Genomic DNA, 21,407 nt, shown 5'->3' with positions numbered 1-21,407 from the left:
GCGACCCGCCCACCACACCTCGACCGGTGACCCGCGGACGGGGCTGGCAGGATGAGGGGCGTGAGCGAGCAGTCCGGCCCCGGGGTCCGCCAGCACGACCCGCTGACCACGCGCGTCAACCAGCCCAACCGCGAGGAGGGCATCGTCCGCGCCGGGGAGCACCCGGTCGAGGAGGAGCGGCCCGAGGACTGGGGCTGGCACGCCCGCACCGGCAAGTGGGCGCAGATCGCCGGCTGGCTGACCGTGCTGGTCATGCTGTCCTACACGTGGGGCAACCACGAGGGCCGCATGGAGGACCTGTGGCTGATCGGCATCGCCGTCGTCCTCGTCGTGGTGCTGCTCTGGGACCTGCACCGCAAGCGCACCGCCTGGCGCAGGTGACCCCACCGACACCCCACACCGACACCCCACGCCCGATCCGGCTCCTCGCCGGGTCGGGCGTCGTCGTGTCAGGAGGCCGCGACGCCGATCGCCGCGCCGATGGCGTACGTCGCGCCCGCCGCGAGCGCGCCGAAGAGCAGCTGGCGCAGGGCCGCCGACCACCAGGACCGCGGGGTGAAGCGCGAGGACAGCGCCCCGGCCGCGGCCAGGCCGACCGCGCCGCACACCAGCGCCGCGGCCAGGACGGAGAACCCGAGCAGGTAGGGCAGCAGCGGGATCACCGCGCCGGTGGCGAAGGTGAGGAACGAGGAGACCGCCGCGGTCCACGGCGAGGGCTTGTCGGCCGGGTTGAGGCCCAGCTCGGCGACCACGTGCAGCCGCAGCGCCGTGTCGGGGTCGCGGTGCAGCTGGACGGCGACCCGCTCGGCGAGGTCGGCGTCGACGCCCCGCACGCGCAGCATCTCCGCCAGCTCGGCGAGCTCGCCCCGGGGGTTGCGCTCGAGCTCGCGGCGCTCCTTCTCCACCTCGAGGTCGAGCTGCTCGTTCTGCGTGCTGACCGAGGTGTACTCCCCCAGCGCCATCGAGATCGCGCCCGCGACCAGGCTGGCGACGCCGGAGAGCACGATCGCGTGCGACGAGGCCCCGCCACCGCCGACACCGGCGACCAGCGCGGTGTTGGTCACCAGACCGTCCATCGCGCCGAAGACGGCGGCCCGCAGCCACCCGCCCGAGACGTCGGCGTGGCTGTGCTCGTGCGCCTCGGCCGTGGGGACCTCGCTGCTCACGCGGCGTCCCCGGTGCTCACGCGTCCGCCTCGGCCCCGAGCTCGACCGGGGACTCCAGCGCCGGGACCGGCGTGGCCACGGTCGGCACGCCCTCGGCACGGTCGGCCGCGGCGAGCTGGCCGCAGGCGCCGTCGATGTCCTGGCCGCGGGTGTCGCGGACCGTCGTCGGCACCCCGTGCGCGCGCAGCCGGGCCACGAACTCCCGCTGGGCGGGCAGCGGGCTGGCGTCCCACGGGCTGCCCGGCGTCGGGTTGAGCGGGATGAGGTTGACGTGCGCGAGCCGCTCCGCCAGCAGCCGGCCGAGCAGGTCGGCGCGCTCGGGCTGGTCGTTGACGTCGCGGATGAGCGCGTACTCCACCGAGTAGCGGCGTCCGGTGCGCGCGGCGTAGGCGTCGGCCGCGTCGACGACGTCGGCCACCTTGTACCGGGTGTTGATCGGCACGAGGGTGTCGCGCAGCTCGTCGTCGGGGGCGTGCAGGCTCACCGCGAGGGTGCAGTGCAGGCCCTCCTCGGTCAGCCGCCGGATCGCCGGCACCAGGCCCACGGTGGAGACGGTGACCGACCGCTGCGACAGGCCCAGGCCCCACGGCGCGGAGGTGAGCAGCGCGTCCAGCGTGCGGCGCACCCGGGCGTAGTTGGCCAGCGGCTCGCCCATGCCCATGAACACGACGTTGGACAGCCGGCCCGGCCCGCCGGGGATCTCCCCCGACGCCATGGCCGCGGCGGCGGCGACCGCCTGGCCGATGATCTCGGCGGCCGAGAGGTTGCGGGTCAGCCCGTTCTGGCCGGTGGCGCAGAAGGGGCAGGCCATGCCGCAGCCGGCCTGGCTGGAGATGCAGACGGTGGCCCGGTCGGGGTAGCGCATGAGCACGCTCTCGACCAGGGCGCCGTCGTGCAGGCGCCACAGCGTCTTGCGGGTGCGCCCGCCGTCGGCCGACTGGTGGCGCACGGGCGTGAGCAGGCCGGGCAGCAGCGCCTCGGCCAGCGTCCCGCGCACCACGGCGGGCACGTCGGTCATCTGCGCCGGGTCGGTGGTGCCGCGGAAGAAGTGCCGGGCGAGCTGGTCGGCGCGGAACGCCGGCTGGCCGAGCTCGGCGACGGCGGCACGCGCCTCCTCGCGGCTGAGGTCGGCGAGGTGGCGCGGCGGCTTGCCCCGGCGGGGGGCGTCGAGGACGAGCGGCAGGGCAGTCATGACCGCTCCATCGTCCCACCCCCGCGCCGGGCGTGGGCCGCCGTGCGGGTGAGGTCGCTCGCTCAGAGCGCCCCTGCGCCCGTCGGCGCGGCCGTGGGCACCGGTGTCCCGGAGGGCGGGGCGGGCGTCGGGACCGGGGTCACCTCGCCGTCCGGCGGGTCCGGGAGGGGGTCCTCGGTCGGGGTCGAGGTCGGCGCCGCTGTCTCGCTCGGCGTCGGCGTCGTAGGCGGGGCCGTGGGCTCCGGCGTCACGACGGTCCCGGTCGTCGGGGGGACGGTCCCGGTCGTCGGGACCGGTTCCGTCACGGGCCCCGGCGGCTCGGCGGACGGCAGCACCGCGACGGGCTCCGGCGTCGCGGACGGCTCCGGGACGACGACCGTCGGCAGCGGCGCCTCCGGGGGCGTCGCCGGGGACGGCGCCGCGCTGGTCTGCACCGGGGCCGGGTCGGGGTCGGTCTCCACCGCGGACGAGGAGGGCACGGGCACGCTGCTCGTCGGCGCCAGGGGGACGACACCGGCGACGGCGGACGGCCGCGGCACCGGGACGGCCCGGGTCGGCGCGGCGGCCGCCGGGGACGTGGACTGCACGGCCGCCGTCGGGACCGAGCCGGAGGAGGCACCCGCCAGCAGGACCGCACCGGTGACGCCGCAGGCGGCGAGCACGCCCACGGCCACGGCGACGCCGACCCGGCGCCGGGGCCGCACCCGCGGGCGGACGACGACCCGCGGCACCACCACCTCGGCGAGCGCCGGGAGCGGCAGCGCGTCCGGCTCCGGCACCGCGTCCGGCTCCGCCAGCGCGTCCGGGTCCGGCACCGCGTCCGGGACGGCGGTCGCCACCTCCGGGGCCTCCTCGGCGGCGCCGACCGGGTCGCCGTCCTCCGGCACGGGGTCCCCGGGGACGTCCTCGTCCTCCGGGGTCCCGCCGTCCGGCGCCTCGACGACCGAGGCCTCGTCCTCCGGGACCTCCTCGACCGGGACCTCGTCGACCGGGGCCTCACCGACCGGGACCTCCTCGACCGGAGCGTCCTCGTCGGCCGCCCCTTCGGCCGCCTCGTCAGCCGCCTCGGGGTCGGGCTCGTTCACCCACCCGGGCAGCCACTCCCCCCACTGCTCCACCGGGATGCCGGCCTCCTCGGGGTAGCCGTCCTGCCGCGCCGTCATCCCACCTCGCTGTCACTCTCGGTCATCCATCGCTCACCCCGTGGAGTGGTCATCGTGCCCGACGGACCCGTCCGGGTGACGGAGGCGGGGCCGGGCGGCGGGGTGCGGCCCGCTAGCGTCGGCCGGGTGTCCGAGGCCGAGCGCGCACCCGTCCCGCTCGACTCGGTTGGCGTCGGCCCGTGGGAGGGGCCGTGGCCGGAGGACCCGCGCTACGACCCCGAGCTGCTGGCGCACGGCGACCGGCGCAACGTCGTCGACCGGTACCGCTACTGGACCGTCGAGGCGATCGTCGCCGACCTCGACCCGCGCCGGCACGGCTTCCACGTCGCCATCGAGAACTGGCGGCACGACCTCAACATCGGGACGGTCGTGCGGACGGCCAACGCCTTCCTCGCCGCGGAGGTGCACGTCGTCGGCCGGAAGCGGTGGAACCGCCGGGGCGCGATGGTCACCGACCGGTACCTGACCGTGCGGCACCACCCCGACGCCGCCGCGCTCGGCGCCTGGGCGCGGGAGCGGGGCGTGCCGGTGCTCGCCGTCGACAACCTGCCCGGCGCCCGGCCGATCGAGACCGCCGTCCTCCCCCGGGCCTGCGTGCTGCTGTTCGGCCAGGAGGGCACCGGGCTGTCAGAGGAGGCGCGGGCGGTGGCCGACGACGTCCTGTCCATCGCCCAGTTCGGCTCGACCCGCTCGATCAACGCCGGCGTCGCCGCGGGGATCGCCATGCACGCCTGGATCCGCCAGCACACGCAGCTGCCGACCTGACAGCACGGGCCGCATGCGCCACTCTCTGCGAGGTGGGCCGACTCGACGACGTGGACCTGACCCTCCGGCTGGGCAAGCGCGAGGCCAAGGAACAGCTGGCCGCCGCGCAGCAGCGCCTGGTGCACCTGCGGCTGTTCCTCGGCGGGCAGCTGGGCACCCCGCTCGGGCCGCCGGTGTGCGTGCTGTTCGAGGGGTGGGACGCCTCGGGCAAGGGCGGCGCGATCAAGCGGCTGGTCGACCAGCTCGACCCCCGGCACGTGCGGGTGGCCCAGTTCGCCGCCCCCTCGTCGAACGAGAAGCGGCACCACTTCCTGTGGCGGTTCTGGCCCGTGCTGCCCGGCTGGGGCGGCATGGCCGTCCTCGACCGCACCTGGTACGGCCGGGTGCTGGTCGAGCGGGTCGAGGGGTTCGCCAGCGAGGAGGCGTGGCGGCGGGCCTACGGCGAGATCGTCGACCTGGAGACGACGCTGGCCGCCGAGGGCATGGTGCTGGTGAAGTTCTGGATGCACGTCTCCCCCGAGGAGCAGCTGCGCCGCTTCGAGTCCCGCGCGGCCGACCCCTACCGCGCGTGGAAGCTCACCGACGAGGACTGGCGCAACCGGGAGAAGCGCCCGGCGTACGAGGCCGCCGTCGAGGAGATGCTCGAGCGCACCGACCACCCGGCGGGCCGGTGGTCGCTGGTCGCCGGGGACGACAAGCGGTGGGCGCGGGTGGCCGTCGTCCGCGCCGTCTGCGAGGCGATCGAGCGGGCCCTGGCCGACCGCGGGATCGACCCGGACGAGACCCCGGGGGCATGAGCGTCCTCGTCCACCTGTGCGCCCCGGCCGACTGGCGTGCGGCGTTGTCCGCCGGCGCCGTGGCGCCCACCGGGGCGCCGTTCGTGCACCTGTCGCACCCGGAGCAGGTGCACCTGCCGGCCGCGCGGCTGTTCCCGGGCCGGCGCGACCTGGTGCTGCTCGTCGTCGACCCGGCCCGCCTGACCGACCCGGTCGTCGAGGAGCCCGGTGCCGACGCCGACCCCGCCGGGGTGCGCTTCCCGCACCTGTACGGGCCGCTGCTGACCGCAGCGGTGGTCGCCGTCGTGCCGTACCGCCCGCCGGTGCGGCCGGTCCTGCCCGCGCCGGACGACGCGCTGGGCCGGGCGCTGGCGCACGGGCTGTCGCTGCGCACCCGGCGGGCCGCCGAGGTGTGCGACGTCCCCGGCGGGGTGGCCGTCCTCGACCCCCGCTTCGCGCACTCCCGCGACGACAACCGGCTCGTGCTCGACGACCCGGTCGACGCGGCCACGGTGGCGCGGGCCGCCGGCGGGGTGGCGGCGGGCGCGGGCTGGCCGTCCCGGGCGGCGCTGCTGCGCTGGCCCGGTGCCGGCGCGGTCGTCACCGAGCTGGCCGCGGCCGGCTGGGAGGCCGGGGAGCTGCTGGTCATGGCGCGTCCCGCCACGCCCGGCCTGCCCGGGGCCGAGCGGGCGGAGGTGGTCGCGCAGGAGGAGGTGCACCCGCTGTGGGCGGCGGGGTGGCGGCGCGACCTGGCCGGGATCCCCGACCTGGACGAGGTGGTCGCCCAGCTGGTGGGCCGGGAGTCCCGCAACGACCGGGTCGTCGCGGTCAGCGACGTCGTGGTGCGGGACGGCGGCCGGGTCGTGGCCGCCGGGCAGCTGCGGGTCGACGGCGCGACCGCGGCGGTCGAGTCGGTGATGACCGAGCCCGCCGCCCGCGGGCGCGGCCACGCCGACGCCGTCCTCGCCCGGCTGCTGGAGCTCGCCGCGGGCGCCGGCTGCGACCTCGTCGTCCTCGAGGCCGACGCCGGCGACTGGCCGCGCCACTGGTACGCCCGCCGCGGCTTCGCCGCGGTCGGGTCGACGTGGGAGGTCAGCGCCCCCTGGCCGCCTCAGCCGGGCGGGGCGACCCAGGACAGCAGCAGGTAGGCCACCGCCGCCGAGGGCAGCAGGCTGTCGAGCCGGTCCATGATCCCGCCGTGGCCGGGCAGCAGGTTGCCCATGTCCTTGATGCCGAGGTCCCGCTTGATCAGCGACTCGCCGAGGTCGCCCACCGTGGCGGTCACCGCGAGCGCGACGCCGACGAGCACGCCGCCCCACCACGGGCCGTCGAGGGCGAGCACGACGATCGGGGTGGCGACGGCGACGCAGGCCACGATCGACCCGGCCATGCCCTCCCACGACTTCTTCGGGCTCACCGACGGCGCCATGGGGTGCCGGCCGAACAGGACGCCCGCGGTGTAGCCGCCGACGTCGTTGCCGACCACGGTGGCGATGAACGCGAGCACCCGCGCGACGCCGTCGTCGGGGACCAGCAGCAGGACCGCGAAACCGGCCAGCAGCGGCACGTAGAGGGTGACCAGGACGCCGGCGGCGGCGTCGCGGCGGTAGTCCCCGGGGCCGTCGCCGAGCCGCCACAGCAGCACCGCGACGACGGTGAGCAGGAAGCCGACGACGAGGCCGTCGGGGCCGCGGGTCCACGCCAGCACCAGCATCGCGACGGCGCCGACCAGCACCGGGGCGAGCGGCGGGCGGGCGCCGCCGGCCTCGAGCGCGCGGACCAGCTCGACGACGCCGACCAGGATCGCCGCGACGACGACCACCAGGAACGCCGGCCGGTAGACCAGCAGCGAGGCGAGGATGACCGCGCCGAGACCCAGGCCGACGCCGATGGCGGCGACCAGGTCCCGCCCGGCCCGTCCGCCCTTGCGTGGCTCCGGCTCGGTGCCGGCCTCCCCGCCGGCCGCTCCGGGGACGGGCGGGACGGCGATGCCGGCGGCCGGCACCGCCATCTCCTGGGTGCCCGGCGCGGCGGCACCGGGGGCCGTCGCGATCGGGCTGGTCGGCGGGGGCGCCGGCCGGGGCGGACCGGGCGGCGGGGGCGGCGGCGGCGAGGGACGCCGGACCACGGGGATCGGCCCGGTGTCGGCGTCCCCGGACGGGCCGGCCCCGGCGGCGTCGGGACGGGAGGTCATGGCAGGGATCGGGGCGAGCGGCTCAGACCTCGAGCAGCTCGGCCTCCTTGTTCTTCACGGCCTCGTCGACGGCCGCCACGTGCTGGGCGGTGAGGTCGTCGAGCTCCTTCTCCGCGCGACGCACGTCGTCCTCGCCGGCCTCGCCGTCCTTGGCGATCCGGTCGAGCTCCTCCTTGCTGCGGCGGCGCACGTTGCGGATGGCGACCTTGGCGTCCTCGCCCTTGGACCGGGCCTGCTTGACCAGGTCGCGACGGCGCTCCTCGGTCAGCTGCGGGAAGACCACGCGGATGATCTGCCCGTCGTTGGTCGGGTTGACGCCCAGGTCGCTGTCGCGGATGGCCTTCTCGATGGCCGACAGCTGGCTGTTGTCGTAGGGCTTGATGACCGCCATGCGCGCCTCGGGCACCGTGATCGACGACATCTGCGGCACCGGGGTCGGGGCGCCGTAGTAGTCGACCAGGACCTTGTTGAACATCGAGGGCGCCGCGCGGCCGGTGCGCACCGAGCCGAGGTCCTCCCGCGCGACCGACAGGGCCTTGTCCATCCGCTCCTCGGCGTCGAGCAGGGTGTCGTCGATCACGGTCTCTCCTCCTGCGGCGGGATCGTCCCCACCGTCGTCCTGCGGTGCGGCGTGCGTGTTCCGGCGCGCTCAGCTGATCAGCGTCCCGATCCTCTCACCCGCCACCGCGCGGGCGATGTTGCCGTCGCGCAGCAGGTTGAAGACCACGATCGGCATCTGGTTGTCCATGCACAGGCTGATGGCCGTGGCGTCGGCGACCTTGAGCTGGTCGGCGAGGACCGTGGTGTAGTCCAGGTCGTCGTACATCGTCGCCGCGGGGTTGGTGCGCGGGTCGTCGTCGTAGACGCCGTCGACGCCGTTCTTGGCCATGAGCAGCACCTGGCAGCCGATCTCCAGCGCGCGCTGGGCGGCGACCGTATCGGTGGAGAAGTACGGCATGCCGGCGCCGGCGCCGAAGATGACCAGCCGGCCCTTCTCCAGGTGCCGGACGGCCTTGCGCGGGATGTAGGGCTCGGCGACCTGGCCCATGGTGATCGCGGTCTGCACCCGGGTCTCCAGGCCGACCTGCTCGCAGAAGGCCTGCAGCGCCAGGCAGTTCATGACCGTGCCGAGCATGCCCATGTAGTCGGCGTGCCGGCGGTCCATGCCCGCCTGCGACAGCTCGGCGCCGCGGAAGAAGTTGCCCCCGCCGACGACGACGGCGACCTGCGTGCCGCCGTGGACGACCTCGGCCAGCTGGGTGGCGATGTCGTGGACGATGCCCGAGTCGACGCCGACCTTGCCGCCGCCGAAGGCCTCACCGGAGAGCTTGAGCAGCACCCGCTGGTAGCCGGCGCCGTCCGCCGGCTGGAAGGCGCTCGGGGCCGACAGCGGCGGGTGCGGCGCCTCGGTCGTCTGCGTCGTGGCGGTCTCGGTCAACGGCTCTTCCCTCGTTCGACGTCGTTCTTCGTGATCCTGACAGAGTGCCCGGCGCTCGCCAGCCGGGCCCGGACACGCCACCGGCCCCGTCCCGGGGGTGGGACGGGGCCGGTGCCGTGGTGTCTCCGTGGCCTGCTGCTCAGGCCTGGCCGACCTCGAAGCGGGCGAACCGCTGCACGGTCAGGCCGGCCTCGTCGATGACCTGCTTCACCGTGCGCTTGGGCTCGGTGATCGACGGCTGCTCGAGCAGGACGAAGTCCTTGTAGTAGGCGTTGACCCGGCCCTCGACGATCTTGACGATCGCCTGCTCGGGCTTGCCCTCCTCCTTGGCCGTCTGCTCGGCGACCCGGCGCTCGGTCTCGACGGCCTCCGCCGGGACCTCCTCGCGGGACAGGAAGCGCGGGCGGGCGGCGGCGATGTGCATCGCCAGGGCGCGCGCGGCCTCCTCGTCGCCACCCTGGTACTGGACGGCGACGCCGATGGCCGGGGGCAGGTCGGTGGCCCGCTTGTGCAGGTACACCGCGGTCGGGCCCTCGAAGGTGGCGAAGCGCGAGAGGACGAGCTTCTCGCCGATGCGGGCGGACTCGGCCTCGATGAGCTTGGCGACGGTCTGGCCGTCGACCTCGGTGGCCATCAGCGTGTCGAGGTCGGCCGGCGACTGCTCGATCACGATCTCGACGAGCCGCTCGGCGAGCGCCACGAAGTCGGCGTTCTTGGCGACGAAGTCGGTCTCGCAGTCGAGCTCGAGCAGCGCGCCGTGCTTGCTGACGACGATGCCGTTGGTCGTGGAGCGCTCGAGGCGCTTGCCGACGTCCTTGGCGCCCTTGATGCGCAGCAGCTCGATGGCCTTGTCGTACTCGCCGTCGGCCTCGGTCAGGGCCTTCTTGGCGTCCATCATGCCGGCGCCGGTGGCGTCACGGAGGCGCTTGACGTCGGCAGCGGTGAAGGCGGGCATGTCACTTCCTCACGGGTCTGGAGTGGGTGGTGCGGACGTGCCACGGCGCCGCTGCCCGGCCCGGGGAGGGCTGGGCAGCGGCGCCGGCGCGGTCAGCCGTTCTGGGCGCCCTGGGTGCCGGTGGAGGTGTCACCGGTGGCGGGCACGCCCGCGACAGGGGCGACCTCGTCGGCCGTGACGGCCGGCGGGGCCGCCGGGGTCTCCGGGAGCGCGGCGGCGCCCTCGGCGCCACCGGTCAGCAGCTCGCGCTCCCAGTCCGGCAGCGGCTCGTCGCCACCGATGGCCTGCTCGGCGCCGTCCTCGCGGCCGGCGTTGGCCTGCGCGGCCGAGCGGGCCATGAGGCCGTCGGCGACGGCGTCGGCGATCACGCGGGTCAGGACGTTGATGGCGCGGATCGCGTCGTCGTTGCCCGGGATCTTGTAGTCGACCTCGTCGGGGTCGCAGTTGGTGTCGAGGATCGCGACGACCGGGATGCCCAGCTTGCGGGCCTCGCCGACGGCGATGTGCTCCTTCTTGGTGTCCACGATCCAGATGGCGCTGGGCACCTTCTGCATGTCGCGGATGCCGCCGAGGCTGCGCTCGAGCTTGGCCTTCTCGCGGGTCAGGCCCAGCTGCTCCTTCTTGGACAGGCCGGCCATCACGCCGGTCTGCTCCATGTCCTCGAGCTCCTTGAGCCGCTGGAGCCGCTTGTGGACGGTGGAGAAGTTGGTGAGCATGCCGCCCAGCCAGCGCTGGTTGACGTAGGGCATGCCGACGCGCTGCGCCTGCTCGGCGACGACCTCCTGCGCCTGGCGCTTGGTGCCGACGAACAGGATCGTGCCGCCGTGCGAGACCGTCTGCTTGACGAACTCGTAGGCCGAGTCGATGTACCCGAGCGTCTGCTGCAGGTCGATGATGTAGATGCCGTTGCGCTCGGTGAAGATGAAGCGCTTCATCTTCGGGTTCCAGCGACGGGTCTGGTGCCCGAAGTGGACGCCGCTGTCGAGCAGCTGCTTCATGCTGACGACTGCCATGGGGGCGCAGCCTCTCGTGCTCGCGCGCGGCCGCCCGGCGGCCGCGCTCCTCGGTTGACGCGGGCACCGGGTGGTGTCCCGCCCTGGCGTCCCGCGGCGCCACCGACCCGGGGAGACCGGGACCGAGGTGGGGCTGCCCCGCCGTGCTGGCGGGTGGAGGACGCGCGGAGTCGACCCGTGCAGACGGGTCGCACCGGACAGCATACGCGCCGGGCCGGGCCGCCCCTCCCCCGCGTCCGGCCCGTCCACAGGTGCGCCGCCCGTGACCCGCCGCGGCCCGCGGGCGGTGAGCCTCGACGGCGTGCCCGCCCGCCCGCTGCTCGCGCTCCTGCTGGCCTGCGCCGCCCTGCTCGTGCCGGCGCCCGCCGTCGCGGAGCCGGCCGCTCCCGCCGTCCCCGCCGTCGCGGCCTGGACCGCACCGCTCGGCGGGCCGCCGGTGGTCACCCGGCCGTTCGCTCCCCCGCCCTCGCCCTACGGGCCCGGGCACCGCGGCGCGGACCTGGCCGGCGCGCCCGGCGACGTGGTGGTGGCGGCCGGGGACGGCGTCGTCGTCTTCGCCGGGCGGGTGGCGGGCCGGCCGGTGGTCAGCGTCGACCACGCCGGCGGGCTGCGGACCACCTACGAGCCGGTCGACCCCGCCGTCGCCGCCGGGCAGCGCGTCGCCCGCGGCTCGCCGCTGGGGACGCTGGCGGCCGGGCACGCCGGCTGCCCGGCCGCGGCATGCCTGCACTGGGGCCTGCGGCGCGGCGAGGTGTACCTGGACCCGCTGTCGCTGCTGCGCCCGCCGCGGGTGCGCCTGCTGCCGCCGGGCTGACCGGCCCTGCGGGACCGACCGCCGTCCTAGCCTGCGCGGATGCGGACCGAACGGGGCCTCGACCGTTTCGTCACGTTCCTCGACGCGGTCGTCGCCATCGCGATCACCCTGCTGGTGCTGCCGCTGGCCGAGCTGCTCGACGGCGCGGAGGTGCGCGGCGGCCTGGGCACCCTGCTGGCCGACGAGGCCGGCCAGTTCGGCGCGTTCCTGCTGAGCTTCGCCGTCATCTCCCGGCTGTGGCTGGTCCACCACCGGATGGTCGAGGGCGTGCGGTCCTACGACCGGGCGTTCCTGACCGTCAACCTGCTGTGGATCCTCACGATCGTCCTGCTGCCCTTCGCCACGCAGGTGGTGGCGGCCTACGGCACCGACCGGGCGGCCGTGGCGCTGTACGTCGGCACGATCACCCTGAGCTCGTGGTGCCTGACGACGACGAAGCTGCTGCTCTGGCGGCGTCCCGGCCTGCGCCGCGGCCCCTCCGAGGACGCCTCGCCGGTGCCGTCGCTGGTCGCCAGCGGGCTGCTGCTCGTGGCCCTGCTGGTCGGCACGCTGGTGAGCGCCGTGCACTACTGGGCGCTGCTGGTGCTCTTCCTGTCCGGGCCGATCGAGTCCGCGCTGCGGCGCCGCCCCGCGCCGGCCTGATCGCCGGCCACCGCCACCTCGGTGAAGTGCTCGACCACCGGGAACGGGTCGTAGAAGCCGTGCAGCAGCGCCTTCCACTCCTGGTAGGCGGCCGAGCCGCGGAACCCCTCGGTGTGGTCCTCCAGCCGGTCCCACTCGACCAGCAGCAGGTAGGTCCCCGGGCGCTCGAGGCAGCGGGACAGCCGCAGGGAGCGGAACCCCGGGGACGCCGAGATGACCGGCCGGGCGCGCGCGAAGGCCGCCTCGAACTCCTCCTCCCGGCCGGGGCGGACCGGGAGGAGCGCGTGCTCGAGGACCACCGGCGGGTCAGGCGATGTCGGCGAGCTTGGTGCGCAGGTGCAGCACGGCCTTGGTGTGCAGCTGGCAGATGCGGCTCTCGGTCACGCCGAGGACCCGGCCGATGTCGGCCAGCGTCAGGCCCTCGAAGTAGTAGAGGCTGACGACGACCTTCTCCCGCTCGGGCAGCTGCTCGACGGCGCGGGCGAGCAGCTGGCGGGCCTCGCCGTGCTCGGCCACCGCCTGCGGGTCGAGGGCGTTGGCGTCCTGCAGCGTGTCGACCAGCCGGGGCGCGCCGCCGTCGTCGTCGGTGAGCAGCTCGTCGAGGGCGACGACGTTGACCAGGGAGAGCTGACCGAGGAACTTGCGCACGTCCTCGACGTCCATCTCCATCGCCGCGGCGATCTCCTCGTCGGTCGGGCTGCGCCGGAGCTGGTTCTCCAGCGTGGCGACCGTCCGCTCGAACTGCCGGGCACGCATCCGCACCGACCGCGGGATCCAGTCGGTGCTGCGCAGCTCGTCGATGATCGCGCCGCGGATGCGGGACATCGCGTAGCTCTCGAACTTGACCTCGCGCGAGGGCTGGTAGCGGGTGATCGCGTCGATGAGCCCGAAGGTGCCGTAGGAGACCAGGTCGGCCTGCTCGACGTGCGCCGGCAGGCCGCTGCCGACCCGGCCGGCGACGTACTTGACCAGCGGCGCGTAGTGCAGGATCAGCCGGTCGCGCAGCTCGGGGGCGCGGTCGGCGACGTACTGCGCCCACAGCTCGGCCAGCGCGGCGTCGGCGTCCTCCTCGGACTCGCCGCCGATCCGGTGGATGGTGGCCTCGGGCACGTCGGGTCTCCCGCTTCGTGGTGGCTGGGGTCCTGCCGGACCCCGGGACGGTCGTTCGGGTGGGCGGTCGGCTCAGGCCCGCGGGTGCGCCTGGGCGTGCACCGCACGCAGCCGCTCGACGGTCACGTGCGTGTAGATCTGCGTCGTCGCGAGGCTAGCGTGGCCGAGCAGCTCCTGGACGGAGCGCAGGTCGGCGCCGCCCTCCAGGACGTGGGTGGCCGCCGAGTGCCGCAGCCCGTGCGGGCCGACGTCAGGGGCGCCGGGCGCGCGGGCCACCGCGGCGTGCACGGTCCGGCGGGCCTCGCGCGGGTCCAGCCGCCGTCCGCGCAGGCCCAGCAGCAGCGCCGGGCCGGAGTCGGGGGTGGCCAGCGCCGGGCGGCCGCGGGTCAGCCAGGCGTCGAGGGCCCGCTCGGCCGGCGCGCCGTAGGGGACGCTGCGCTCCTTGCGGCCCTTGCCGAGGACCCGCAGCAGCCGGCGGCCGCGGTCGACGTCGTCGACGTCGAGGCCGACCAGCTCGCTGACCCGGATGCCGCTGGCGTACAGCAGCTCGAGGACGACGGCGTCGCGCAGGCCCACGGGGTCGTCGGCGCCGGCGGTGGACTCGACGACGGCGCGGGCCTGGTCGGGGGCGAGCACGTCGGGCAGCGTGCGGTGCGCCTTGGGGCTGACCAGCCGCAGGCCGACGTCCTCGGGGGTGTGGCCCGAGCGGCGCAGCCAGGCGGTGAACGAGCGGGCGGCGGCGGCGCGGCGGGCGGTGGTCGCCCGGCTGGCGCCGCGCGTGCGGCCCTGGGCCAGCCAGCTGCGCAGCGCGGCGAGGTCCAGCTCGTCGACCCGCGTGCCGCCGCGGCGGGCGAGGTGGTCGAGCAGCCAGACGGCGTCGGTGACGTAGCCGCGGACGGTGTGCTCCGACAGGTCCCGCTCGTCCCGCAGCGCGTCCTCGTAGCCCTCGAGCGCGGCCGCGAGCGCCGGCGGCAGCGCGGCGCGGGCGTCGGCGGTCCGGGCGGTCACGCTCCGACCGTCCGACGGCACCGTCCGTGGGTCAAGCCGCCGCGCCGTCCGATCGCCCGCGACCGGTCCCGGGACGCCGCCTCAGCGCTCCCGCGTGCCCGAGCCCGTCGGCGGGGCGGCGCGGACGTCGCCGCCCCCGGGCGCGTCCGCCTCCGTCCGGGCCGCCGGCACCAGGTCCGCGACCCGGGCGAGGTGGGCGCTGCCCTCGATGTCGAGGTCGGGCAGCACCCGCTGCAGCCAGCGCGGCGCCCACCAGGCGTGCGCCCCCAGCAGCGCCATGACCGCCGGGACCAGCACCATCCGGATGACGCTCGCGTCGATGAGCACGGCGGCGGCCATCCCGACGGCGAGCATCTTCACCGTCGGGTCCGGCTCGAGCACGAAGCTGCTGAACACCCCGACCATCACCGCGGCGGCGGTGGTGATGACCCGCGCGGTGCCGCCGATGCCGATGGCGACGCTGCGGTGCGCGTCCCGGGTCGCCGACCAGGCCTCGTGCACCCGCGAGAGCAGGAACACCTCGTAGTCCATCGACAGCCCGAAGACGATCGCGAACATGAGCATCGGCACGAACGCCGGGATGGGCAGGTCCTCCTCGATGCCGATCCACGACGACCCCCAGCCCCACTGGAAGACCGCGACGACGACGCCGTAGGCCGCGCCGACCGACAGCAGGTTGAGCACGGCCGCCTTGGCGGCGATGACGACCGAGCGGAACGCCACGGTGAGCAGCACGAAGGCCAGCGCGACCACGGTCAGGATCAGCCATGGCATGCGCGCGGCCACCTTGGCGGTGAAGTCGACGTAGCCCGCGGTGGTGCCGACGACGTAGGTGGTCGCGTCGATCGTCGGCAGCACCGAGGAGCGCAGCTCGTCGACCAGGTCGGTGGTGGCCTGGTCCTGCGGCGACGTCGTCGGGACGACGGTCAGGACGGCGGTGTCCCCGGCCTGGTCGACCGCCGGCGGGCTCACCGAGGCTACGCCGTCGACCTGGCCGATGGTGGTGACGGCGCCCTGCAGCAGGGTGGTGGCGTCGTCGGACGAGGTCCCGTCGGGGATGACGACGACGACCGACAGCGGCCCGTTCGCCCCCGGCCCGAACCCCTCGGCGATCAGGTCGTAGGCCCGCCGGTCGGTCTCGCTGGTGGGGTCGGTGCCGGCGTCGAGCTGCCCCAGCTGCAGGCTCAGCAGCGGGATGGCCAGCACCAGCAGGACGGCGGTGGCCAGCACCGCCCACGGCCAGGGGTGGTCGCTGACCCGCCGGCCCCAGCGGGCGAACGCGCTCCGCTCGTGCGCCGCGTCGCTGCGGGCGGCGAGGTCGGCCCGCCGGGCCGCCGCCGTCACCGGGTCCTCCGCGCTCGCCGCGCGCTGCGCCCGGCGGGCGGCGCGGGTCTGGATGCCCCGGCCCGCGAGACCCAGCAGCGCCGGCACGAGGGTCAGCGCGGCGAGCATCGCGACGGCGACGACCACGGCGGCGGCCAGGCCCAGGGCGCCGACGAACGGCACCCCGGCGACGTAGAGGCCGAGGATGGCGACCACGACCGTGCTCCCGGCGACGACGATCGCCGCGCCCGAGGTGGCGGTCGCCCGGCCGGTGGCCTGCTCGACCCCGGCGCCGTGGTCCAGCTGGTCGCGGTCGCGGGCGACGAGGAACAGGCCGTAGTCGACCGCCACGCCCAGCCCGAGCAGCGTGGCGACCGTGGGGGCGGTGGTGGGGAACGTGACGAGAGCGGCGAGCAGCCCGATGACGCTCAGGCCGACCAGCACGCTGGTGACCGCCGAGAGCAGCGGCAGGACCGCCGCGACGACCGAGGCGAACATCACCAGCAGCAGGACCAGCGCCGCCACCAGGCCGACGACCTCCGACGTCCGGTCCTCGGTGACCTGGCCGATCCTGCCCGCTCCCCCGCCGTACTCGACGGTCAGGCCGGCCGCGCGGGCCGGCGCGACGGCGTCGTCGAGGCTGTCGAGGTAGTCCGGGTCCAGCGATCCCGGCACGACGCTCCAGGACACGGTGCCGTACGCCGTCTCCCCGTCCTGCGACACCGTGGGCGTGCCCTGGGTGGCGTAGGGGTCGGTGGCGGTGAGCACGTCGGGCAGCCCCGCGACGGCGTCCATCGCGGAGGAGACGGCGGCCTGCTGGTCGCTGCTCAGGGCGCTGCCGGCGTGGAAGACGATCTGCCCCTGGTAGCCCCCGGCCTCCGGGAAGCGCTCCTCCAGGACGTCGAGGCCCTCGGCGGACTCGCTGCCCGGGACGGTGTAGTCGTTGTCGTAGACCCCGCTCCACAGGCTCGCGGAGACGAGGACGCCGGCCAGCACGACGCCCCAGGCGACCACGACGGCCCAGTGCCGGCGGGCACACCAGCGCCCCAGCCGGTCCAGGGCGGCGTTCACGGCCGTCTCCCGCCGTCGGGGGGCGGCACCGGCTGTCCTGGGCGGGGCGGGAGGTCCATCGGAGCGTCCTCCGGTCTGCGGGCCGGCCGGGCCGGCGGGACCGGGCCCGACGCGGGCAGGCCTCCCCGGCCCCGTGGCCCCCGTGCCGTCGTCCGACGTGGAGCCACGGCCCGGGAGCCGCGACCGCGCCATGGTCCTCCGGCCCCGGAGGGCGGTCAACGGAGTCTGGTCCTCGGCGGACCGGCCGCCGGGTCACCGGCCGCGCCCGGTCCGCGGCGGTGACGCCAGCCGCCAGCCGGTGCCGGTCCACTGCACGAGCTCGGCGATCTCCAGGCCGGGCAGCACCCGCATCGCCTCCAGCGGGTCGCAGCCGGCGACCGCGGCCAGCCGCTCGGCGCTGACGCCGGTCCGCACCGGGCAGGCGTCGAGCACCCGGCGGGCCAGGTCGGACAGGCCGTCGCGGGGCGACGCGGGCCGGTGCGCCGGAGCGGCCAGGTCGTCCCCGAGGCTGCCGACCGCCTCGACGACCTGCGCGGCGTTGCCGACCAGCCGGGCGCCGGACTCCTGCTCCCGCAGCAGCTCGTGGCAGCCGACCGACATCGCGCTCGTCACCGGGCCGGGCACGACGAGCACCTCCTTCCCCAGCGCGCGGGCGCGCCGGGCGGTCGCCTGCGCGCCGGAGCGGGCCGCGGCCTCGACCACCACGGTGCCGCGGGTGAGCCCGGCGATGATCCGGTTGCGGACGAGGAAGCGGTGCCGGTGCGGGGCCGCGCCCGGCGGCCACTCGCTGACCAGCAGGCCGCCGCCGCTGACGATGCGCTCGAACACCGCGGAGTGGGCGGCCGGGTAGGCCCGGTCGACCCCGCAGGCGAGCACGACCACGGTGGGGGCGCCCGCGGCCAGCGCGCCGCGGTGGGCGGCGACGTCGATGCCGTACGCGCCGCCGGAGACGACCGTCCAGCCGCGCTCCCCCAGCTGCGCGCCGAGGTCGGCGGCCACGTGCTCGCCGTAGGCCGTGGACGCCCGCGCGCCGACCACGGCCACGGAGCGGTCGACGGTCGGCCCGAGCGGCGGGTCCCCGCGCACCCACAGGGCCACCGGTGGGACGAGCGCGGTGGTCCGGTCGCGCCGGCCCTCGCCGTCGCCGTCGGTGTACGCGGCGACGGTCAGCGCGTGCAGCGGCAGCGCCGGCCACTCGTCGTCCTCGGGCACCACCAGCCGGGCGCCGCACCGCTCCGCCCGGCGGAGGTCGGCGAGGGTGGCGTCCTGCTCGGCGCGCACGCCGACCAGGGCGCGGGCCTGCTCGGGCGCCGTCCCGGCACGCAGGGCGCGCACCGCCGCGACCGGGCCGACGTCGTCGACCCACCGCCACAGGGCCACCGAGCCGGGCTCCGCGGCCCGGGTCAGCCAGGCGCGGGCGCGCCGGATGCCGGGGACCGCCACCCCGTCGGCCGCGGCCGGGCCGGCGAGGGCGTCCTCGAGGTCCTCCTCGAGGGTGGGCGCGCTCACGCCGCCACCCGCTGCAGCCGCATGCCCAGCGCCTCGGCGACGTCGCCGCCGTCGGGGACCGCCCGCCCGGCGAGGTCGGCCAGCGTCCAGGACACCCGCAGCACGCGGTCCAGCCCGCGGACCGACAGCAGGCCGCGGTCCAGCGCCCGCTCGGCCAGCGCCAGCGCCGGCCGCGGCACCGCCCACCGCTCGCGCAGCAGCCGCCCGGGCACCTGGCTGTTGAGCAGCAGGCCGGTGCCGCGCAGCCGGGCGGCGGCGGCTCCGCGGGCGGCCGCGACGCGGGCCGCCACCGCGGCGGTCGGCTCCGGGGCCGGGCCGGTGCCGAGCCAGGCGGCGCGGGTGACCGGCGGCAGCTCGATCCGCAGGTCGATGCGGTCCAGCAGGGGGCCGGACAGCCGGGACTGGTAGCGGCGGCGCTCCAGCGGGCTGCAGGTGCAGACGGAGTCGCCGGCCGCGCTGGCGCACGGGCACGGGTTGGCGGCGAGCACCAGCTGGGCGCGGCACGGGAAGGTCGCCGACCCGGCGGCCCGGCTGATCGTGACCTGGCCCCGCTCGAGGGGCTGGCGCAGCGTGTCCAGGGTCGCCCGGGCGAACTCCGGCGCCTCGTCGAGGAACAGCACGCCGCGGTGGGCTCGGCACAGCGCGCCGGGGCGGATGGCGCCCGAGCCGCCGCCGACGAGGGCGGCCATCGTGGCCGAGTGGTGCGGCGCCTCGAACGGCGGCCGGCTGAGCAGCGGCGCGTCCGGCGGCAGCGTCCCGGCGACCGAGTGGATCGCGGTGACCTCGAGCGCGGCCCGCTCGTCGAGGACCGGCAGCAGGCCGGGCAGCCGCTCGGCGAGCATAGTCTTGCCCGCCCCCGGCGGCCCGGTGAGGAGCAGGTGGTGCCCCCCGGCCGCGGCCACCTCGACCGCGCGGCGGCCAGCCGCCTGGCCGACGACGTCGCCGAGGTCCGGCGCCGGTGCCGGCGGGGGCAGCGGGCCGCGGACGTGTGGCGTCAGCCGGGCGCGGCCGGACAGGTGGGCCACCAGGTCGCCGAGGGTGCGCGCGGCGAGGACGTCGACGCCGTCGACCAGCGCGGCCTCCTCCGCATTGCCGGCCGGGACGACGACGGTGCCGTGCCCGGCCCGGGCGGCGGCCAGCACGGCCGGCAGGACGCCGCGGACCGCGCGCACCGAGCCGTCGAGCCCGAGCTCGCCGAGCAGCACCAGCCCGTCGGCGGCGTCGGCCGGGAGCGTGCCGGCCGCGGCGAGCACGGCGGCGGCCAGCGCGAGGTCGAAGCCGCTCCCCTGCTTGGGCATGGACGCCGGCGACAGCCCGATGGTGATCCGGCGCATCGGCCAGGACGCCCCGGTGTTGACCACGGCCGCGCGGACGCGGTCGACCGACTGGCGCACCACGGCGTCGGGCAGGCCGACGAGCACCACGCCGGGGACGCCGGCGGACATGTCCACCTCGACCTCGACCATCGCGCCGGACACCCCGGCCAGCCCGACCGACCAGGTGCGGGCGAGCGTCATGAGAACGCCCCGCGCAGGTGGGTGACCAGCGCCGGCGCGGCCGGCCGCACCAGCACGCCGACGACGTCGAAGCGCAGGTCGGGCGCGTGCTCGTCGTGGGCGGCCAGCCACCGCTGGGCCAGCGTGCGCAGCCGCCGCTGCTTGGCCGCGGTCACCGCCTCGACGGGGTGGCCGAAGCCGGTGGCGCGGCGGGTCTTGACCTCGCAGAAGACGATCGCCGTCCCCTCGCGGGCGACGATGTCGAGCTCGCCGTCGCGGCACCGCCAGTTGCGGTCGAGGACGGCCAGCCCGGCGTCGGTGAGGTAGGCCGCGGCGATCGTCTCCCCGCGGCTGCCGAGTTCGGTTCTCGTGGACACCCGCCGACCGTGACCCGGTCGGGTGCCCGGCACGGCCCGGGACGGCGGTCTGTGGACGACGGCCGGGGCTGTGGACGGCGCGGGCGGTCCCGTGGGCCCGGGCGGTCAGCCTCCCGGGCGTGCGGATGCGATCAGGTGATGCGGGGCCCGTCGGGCAGCTCGAGGTCGGGCTTGTCCAGCTCCTCGACGTTGACGTCCTTGAACGTCAGCACCCGGACGTTGCGGACGAACCTCGCCGGCCGGTACATGTCCCAGACCCAGGCGTCGGACAGCTTGAGCTCGAAGAACACCTCGCCGCCGGCCTCGCGGACCTGCAGGTCGACGGCGTTGGCCAGGTAGAAGCGCCGCTCGGTCTCCACCACGTAGGTGAACTGCCGGACGATGTCCCGGTACTCGCGATAGAGCTGGAGCTCCATCTCGGTCTCGTACTTCTCCAGGTCCTCGGTGCTCATCGCGGCTCTCCGGAGATGGTGCGCATGCCCCCATCATCGACCATGCCGCCGGCAGCGGTGAGCTGGAGTTCCCGGACGGCGCGCGCGTCGCGCGCGCGGACGACGTTGACGAAGCGCGACCGGTGCTCGGGACAGGGCCCGTGACGCTCCAGCGCGGCGGTGTGCGCCTCGGTGGTGTAGCCCTTGTGCACCGCGAAGTCGTACTCGGGGAAGCGCTCGTGCACGTCGAGCATGATCCGGTCCCGGGTGACCTTGGCCAGCACCGACGCCGCGGCCACGCAGGCGGCGACCCGGTCGCCCTTCCACACGGCGAGGGCCGGCACCCCGAGGCCGGGCACGGAGAAACCGTCGGTGAGCACGTATTCCGCGGACGGGTCCAGCGCGCTGACCGCACGGCGCAGCGCCTCGAGGTTGGTGACGTGCATGCCGCGCGCGTCGAGGTCGGCCACGGGGATGACCACGACCGACCAGGACAGCGCGCGGTCGACGACCTCGGCGTAGACCCGCTCCCGCGCGGCGGCGGTCAGGAGCTTGGAGTCGGCCAGCCCGGGGACTCGCCCGCGGCGGCCGGCGGGCAGCACGCACGCGGCGGCGACCAGCGGCCCGGCGCACGCGCCGCGGCCGGCCTCGTCGGCGCCGGCGACGGTGGAGAACCCGCGCCGGCGCAGCGAGCGCTCCATGTCCCAGAGCGAGTCGTCGCGACCCGGGGCGTCGACGGGGTCGGGACGGCGGGTGCGGGGGGCCGACGTCGCGGCGGCCCGGTGAGCGGGGGGAAGACGGCCTGCCATCGCCGTCCGACACTACGACGCCCCGGGGACACGACCGGTCCCCGGGACGGCGGGACGGGCGGGTGCGCTGACGGCGGCGGGGGGGGCCCCGGCGGGCGCGGGGGGGCGCGCCGCCCCCCCCGGCGCCCCCCCCCCCGGCCGCCCCCGCCCCCCTC

The 21,407-nt window shown here is 76.3% G+C and carries 23 protein-coding genes; 6 read left to right on the top strand and 17 right to left on the bottom strand.

What is annotated here, in order from left to right; translation table 11 throughout:
- The first annotated feature begins 60 nt into the window (after positions 1 to 60).
- Positions 61 to 381 carry a DUF2631 domain-containing protein gene (locus ACI8AA_RS20785; RefSeq protein ID WP_457046270.1) on the top strand — a complete coding sequence of 107 codons (321 nt, stop codon included), beginning with the start codon at positions 61 to 63 and terminating at the stop codon, positions 379 to 381.
- A 68-nt stretch (positions 382 to 449) separates the two neighbouring features.
- On the opposite strand, the gene ACI8AA_RS20780 is transcribed toward ACI8AA_RS20785, so the two are convergent.
- The 3 genes from ACI8AA_RS20780 to ACI8AA_RS20770 all read right to left on the bottom strand — a co-directional run bounded on the left by ACI8AA_RS20780 (position 450) and on the right by ACI8AA_RS20770 (position 3,521).
- A complete protein-coding gene (locus ACI8AA_RS20780) occupies positions 450 to 1,166 on the bottom strand; it encodes a VIT1/CCC1 transporter family protein (protein ID WP_457046269.1) in 717 nt (238 codons plus the stop codon).
- Between the two features lie 16 nt (positions 1,167 to 1,182).
- On the bottom strand, positions 1,183 to 2,358 hold the full coding sequence (gene rlmN, locus ACI8AA_RS20775) for a 23S rRNA (adenine(2503)-C(2))-methyltransferase RlmN (RefSeq protein WP_457046268.1): 1,176 nt from the start codon (positions 2,356 to 2,358) through the stop codon (positions 1,183 to 1,185).
- A gap of 62 nt (positions 2,359 to 2,420) precedes the next feature.
- Positions 2,421 to 3,521, bottom strand: a complete 1,101-nt coding sequence (locus ACI8AA_RS20770) for a hypothetical protein (RefSeq protein ID WP_457046267.1) — start codon at positions 3,519 to 3,521, stop codon at positions 2,421 to 2,423.
- Positions 3,522 to 3,647: 126 nt separating this feature from the next.
- Here ACI8AA_RS20770 and ACI8AA_RS20765 point away from each other — a divergent pair, with 126 nt between their 5' ends.
- Genes ACI8AA_RS20765 through ACI8AA_RS20755 form a run of 3 tightly spaced genes read left to right on the top strand, consistent with a single transcriptional unit; the run spans position 3,648 to position 6,210 of the window.
- On the top strand, positions 3,648 to 4,286 hold the full coding sequence (locus ACI8AA_RS20765) for a TrmH family RNA methyltransferase (protein WP_457046266.1): 639 nt from the start codon (positions 3,648 to 3,650) through the stop codon (positions 4,284 to 4,286).
- 32 nt (positions 4,287 to 4,318) lie between these two features.
- Positions 4,319 to 5,083: a polyphosphate kinase 2 family protein gene (locus tag ACI8AA_RS20760; RefSeq protein ID WP_457046265.1), complete on the top strand. Its 765-nt coding sequence runs from the start codon at positions 4,319 to 4,321 to the stop codon at positions 5,081 to 5,083.
- On the top strand, positions 5,080 to 6,210 hold the full coding sequence (locus ACI8AA_RS20755; RefSeq protein ID WP_457046264.1) for a GNAT family N-acetyltransferase: 1,131 nt from the start codon (positions 5,080 to 5,082) through the stop codon (positions 6,208 to 6,210). Before ACI8AA_RS20760 ends, ACI8AA_RS20755 begins: the two co-directional genes overlap by 4 nt.
- Here ACI8AA_RS20755 and ACI8AA_RS20750 read toward each other — a convergent pair.
- From ACI8AA_RS20750 to rpsB, 5 genes are all read right to left on the bottom strand, one after another.
- Positions 6,174 to 7,256 (bottom strand): phosphatidate cytidylyltransferase, encoded by a 1,083-nt coding sequence (locus ACI8AA_RS20750; RefSeq protein WP_457046263.1) that lies wholly within the window; start codon positions 7,254 to 7,256, stop codon positions 6,174 to 6,176. The genes ACI8AA_RS20755 and ACI8AA_RS20750 overlap by 37 nt on opposite strands.
- A gap of 22 nt (positions 7,257 to 7,278) precedes the next feature.
- On the bottom strand, positions 7,279 to 7,836 hold the full coding sequence (gene frr, locus ACI8AA_RS20745) for a ribosome recycling factor (protein ID WP_457046262.1): 558 nt from the start codon (positions 7,834 to 7,836) through the stop codon (positions 7,279 to 7,281).
- A 69-nt stretch (positions 7,837 to 7,905) separates the two neighbouring features.
- Complete coding sequence (gene pyrH / locus ACI8AA_RS20740) at positions 7,906 to 8,694, bottom strand: UMP kinase (RefSeq protein WP_457046261.1); 789 nt, start codon at positions 8,692 to 8,694, stop codon at positions 7,906 to 7,908.
- 139 nt (positions 8,695 to 8,833) lie between these two features.
- On the bottom strand, positions 8,834 to 9,649 hold the full coding sequence (tsf, locus tag ACI8AA_RS20735; RefSeq protein ID WP_457046260.1) for a translation elongation factor Ts: 816 nt from the start codon (positions 9,647 to 9,649) through the stop codon (positions 8,834 to 8,836).
- Positions 9,650 to 9,741: 92 nt separating this feature from the next.
- Positions 9,742 to 10,662 carry a 30S ribosomal protein S2 gene (gene rpsB, locus ACI8AA_RS20730; RefSeq protein ID WP_457046259.1) on the bottom strand — a complete coding sequence of 307 codons (921 nt, stop codon included), beginning with the start codon at positions 10,660 to 10,662 and terminating at the stop codon, positions 9,742 to 9,744.
- 262 nt (positions 10,663 to 10,924) lie between these two features.
- On the opposite strand from rpsB, the gene ACI8AA_RS20725 reads away from it, so the two are divergent.
- A complete protein-coding gene (locus ACI8AA_RS20725) occupies positions 10,925 to 11,476 on the top strand; it encodes a peptidoglycan DD-metalloendopeptidase family protein (protein ID WP_457046258.1) in 552 nt (183 codons plus the stop codon).
- Between the two features lie 39 nt (positions 11,477 to 11,515).
- Positions 11,516 to 12,118, top strand: a complete 603-nt coding sequence (locus tag ACI8AA_RS20720; RefSeq protein ID WP_457046257.1) for a TMEM175 family protein — start codon at positions 11,516 to 11,518, stop codon at positions 12,116 to 12,118.
- Here the strand turns inward: ACI8AA_RS20720 and ACI8AA_RS20715 are convergent.
- From ACI8AA_RS20715 to ACI8AA_RS20675, 9 genes are all read right to left on the bottom strand, one after another.
- Complete coding sequence (locus ACI8AA_RS20715; RefSeq protein ID WP_457046256.1) at positions 12,043 to 12,417, bottom strand: antibiotic biosynthesis monooxygenase family protein; 375 nt, start codon at positions 12,415 to 12,417, stop codon at positions 12,043 to 12,045. The genes ACI8AA_RS20720 and ACI8AA_RS20715 overlap by 76 nt on opposite strands.
- Positions 12,418 to 12,424: 7 nt before the next feature.
- Complete coding sequence (gene whiG, locus ACI8AA_RS20710; RefSeq protein WP_457046255.1) at positions 12,425 to 13,228, bottom strand: RNA polymerase sigma factor WhiG; 804 nt, start codon at positions 13,226 to 13,228, stop codon at positions 12,425 to 12,427.
- Between the two features lie 72 nt (positions 13,229 to 13,300).
- Positions 13,301 to 14,236: a tyrosine-type recombinase/integrase gene (locus ACI8AA_RS20705; protein ID WP_457046254.1), complete on the bottom strand. Its 936-nt coding sequence runs from the start codon at positions 14,234 to 14,236 to the stop codon at positions 13,301 to 13,303.
- Between the two features lie 81 nt (positions 14,237 to 14,317).
- On the bottom strand, positions 14,318 to 16,630 hold the full coding sequence (locus ACI8AA_RS20700; RefSeq protein ID WP_457046253.1) for an MMPL family transporter: 2,313 nt from the start codon (positions 16,628 to 16,630) through the stop codon (positions 14,318 to 14,320).
- Positions 16,631 to 16,882: 252 nt separating this feature from the next.
- Positions 16,883 to 18,139, bottom strand: coding sequence for a DNA-processing protein DprA (gene dprA, locus ACI8AA_RS20695; RefSeq protein ID WP_457046252.1), 1,257 nt, complete (start codon positions 18,137 to 18,139; stop codon positions 16,883 to 16,885).
- Positions 18,136 to 19,656: a YifB family Mg chelatase-like AAA ATPase gene (locus ACI8AA_RS20690; protein WP_457046251.1), complete on the bottom strand. Its 1,521-nt coding sequence runs from the start codon at positions 19,654 to 19,656 to the stop codon at positions 18,136 to 18,138. Before ACI8AA_RS20690 ends, dprA begins: the two co-directional genes overlap by 4 nt.
- Positions 19,653 to 20,012, bottom strand: a complete 360-nt coding sequence (locus ACI8AA_RS20685) for a YraN family protein (RefSeq protein ID WP_456935822.1) — start codon at positions 20,010 to 20,012, stop codon at positions 19,653 to 19,655. Before ACI8AA_RS20685 ends, ACI8AA_RS20690 begins: the two co-directional genes overlap by 4 nt.
- A 131-nt stretch (positions 20,013 to 20,143) precedes the next feature.
- Entirely contained in the window at positions 20,144 to 20,464 is a 321-nt protein-coding gene (locus ACI8AA_RS20680) for a DUF2469 domain-containing protein (RefSeq protein ID WP_387993427.1), read from the bottom strand.
- The gene (locus tag ACI8AA_RS20675) at positions 20,461 to 21,144 is read right to left on the bottom strand and encodes a ribonuclease HII (RefSeq protein ID WP_457046250.1); all 684 of its coding nucleotides are present in this window, start codon (positions 21,142 to 21,144) and stop codon (positions 20,461 to 20,463) included. Before ACI8AA_RS20675 ends, ACI8AA_RS20680 begins: the two co-directional genes overlap by 4 nt.
- Positions 21,145 to 21,407: the final 263 nt, after the last annotated feature.

The organism is Geodermatophilus sp. SYSU D01180 (genome assembly GCF_054050415.1).
Note: the sequence above shows the minus strand (reverse complement) of the source record. Positions and strands in the feature narration are given on the sequence as shown.

Excerpts from the sequence above, each read along its gene's own strand:
- rlmN (WP_457046268.1), bottom strand. The coding sequence starts at position 2,358 with ATGACTGCCCTGCCGCTCGTCCTCGACGCCCCCCGCCGGGGCAAGCCG.
- ACI8AA_RS20755 (WP_457046264.1), top strand. The coding sequence starts at position 5,080 with ATGAGCGTCCTCGTCCACCTGTGCGCCCCGGCCGACTGGCGTGCGGCG.
- tsf (WP_457046260.1), bottom strand. The coding sequence starts at position 9,649 with ATGCCCGCCTTCACCGCTGCCGACGTCAAGCGCCTCCGTGACGCCACC.
- ACI8AA_RS20675 (WP_457046250.1), bottom strand. The coding sequence starts at position 21,144 with ATGGAGCGCTCGCTGCGCCGGCGCGGGTTCTCCACCGTCGCCGGCGCC.
- ACI8AA_RS20720 (WP_457046257.1), top strand. The coding sequence starts at position 11,516 with ATGCGGACCGAACGGGGCCTCGACCGTTTCGTCACGTTCCTCGACGCG.
- rpsB (WP_457046259.1), bottom strand. The coding sequence starts at position 10,662 with ATGGCAGTCGTCAGCATGAAGCAGCTGCTCGACAGCGGCGTCCACTTC.
- ACI8AA_RS20750 (WP_457046263.1), bottom strand. The coding sequence starts at position 7,256 with ATGACCTCCCGTCCCGACGCCGCCGGGGCCGGCCCGTCCGGGGACGCC.
- ACI8AA_RS20770 (WP_457046267.1), bottom strand. The coding sequence starts at position 3,521 with ATGACGGCGCGGCAGGACGGCTACCCCGAGGAGGCCGGCATCCCGGTG.
- ACI8AA_RS20690 (WP_457046251.1), bottom strand. The coding sequence starts at position 19,656 with ATGACGCTCGCCCGCACCTGGTCGGTCGGGCTGGCCGGGGTGTCCGGC.
- ACI8AA_RS20680 (WP_387993427.1), bottom strand. The coding sequence starts at position 20,464 with ATGAGCACCGAGGACCTGGAGAAGTACGAGACCGAGATGGAGCTCCAG.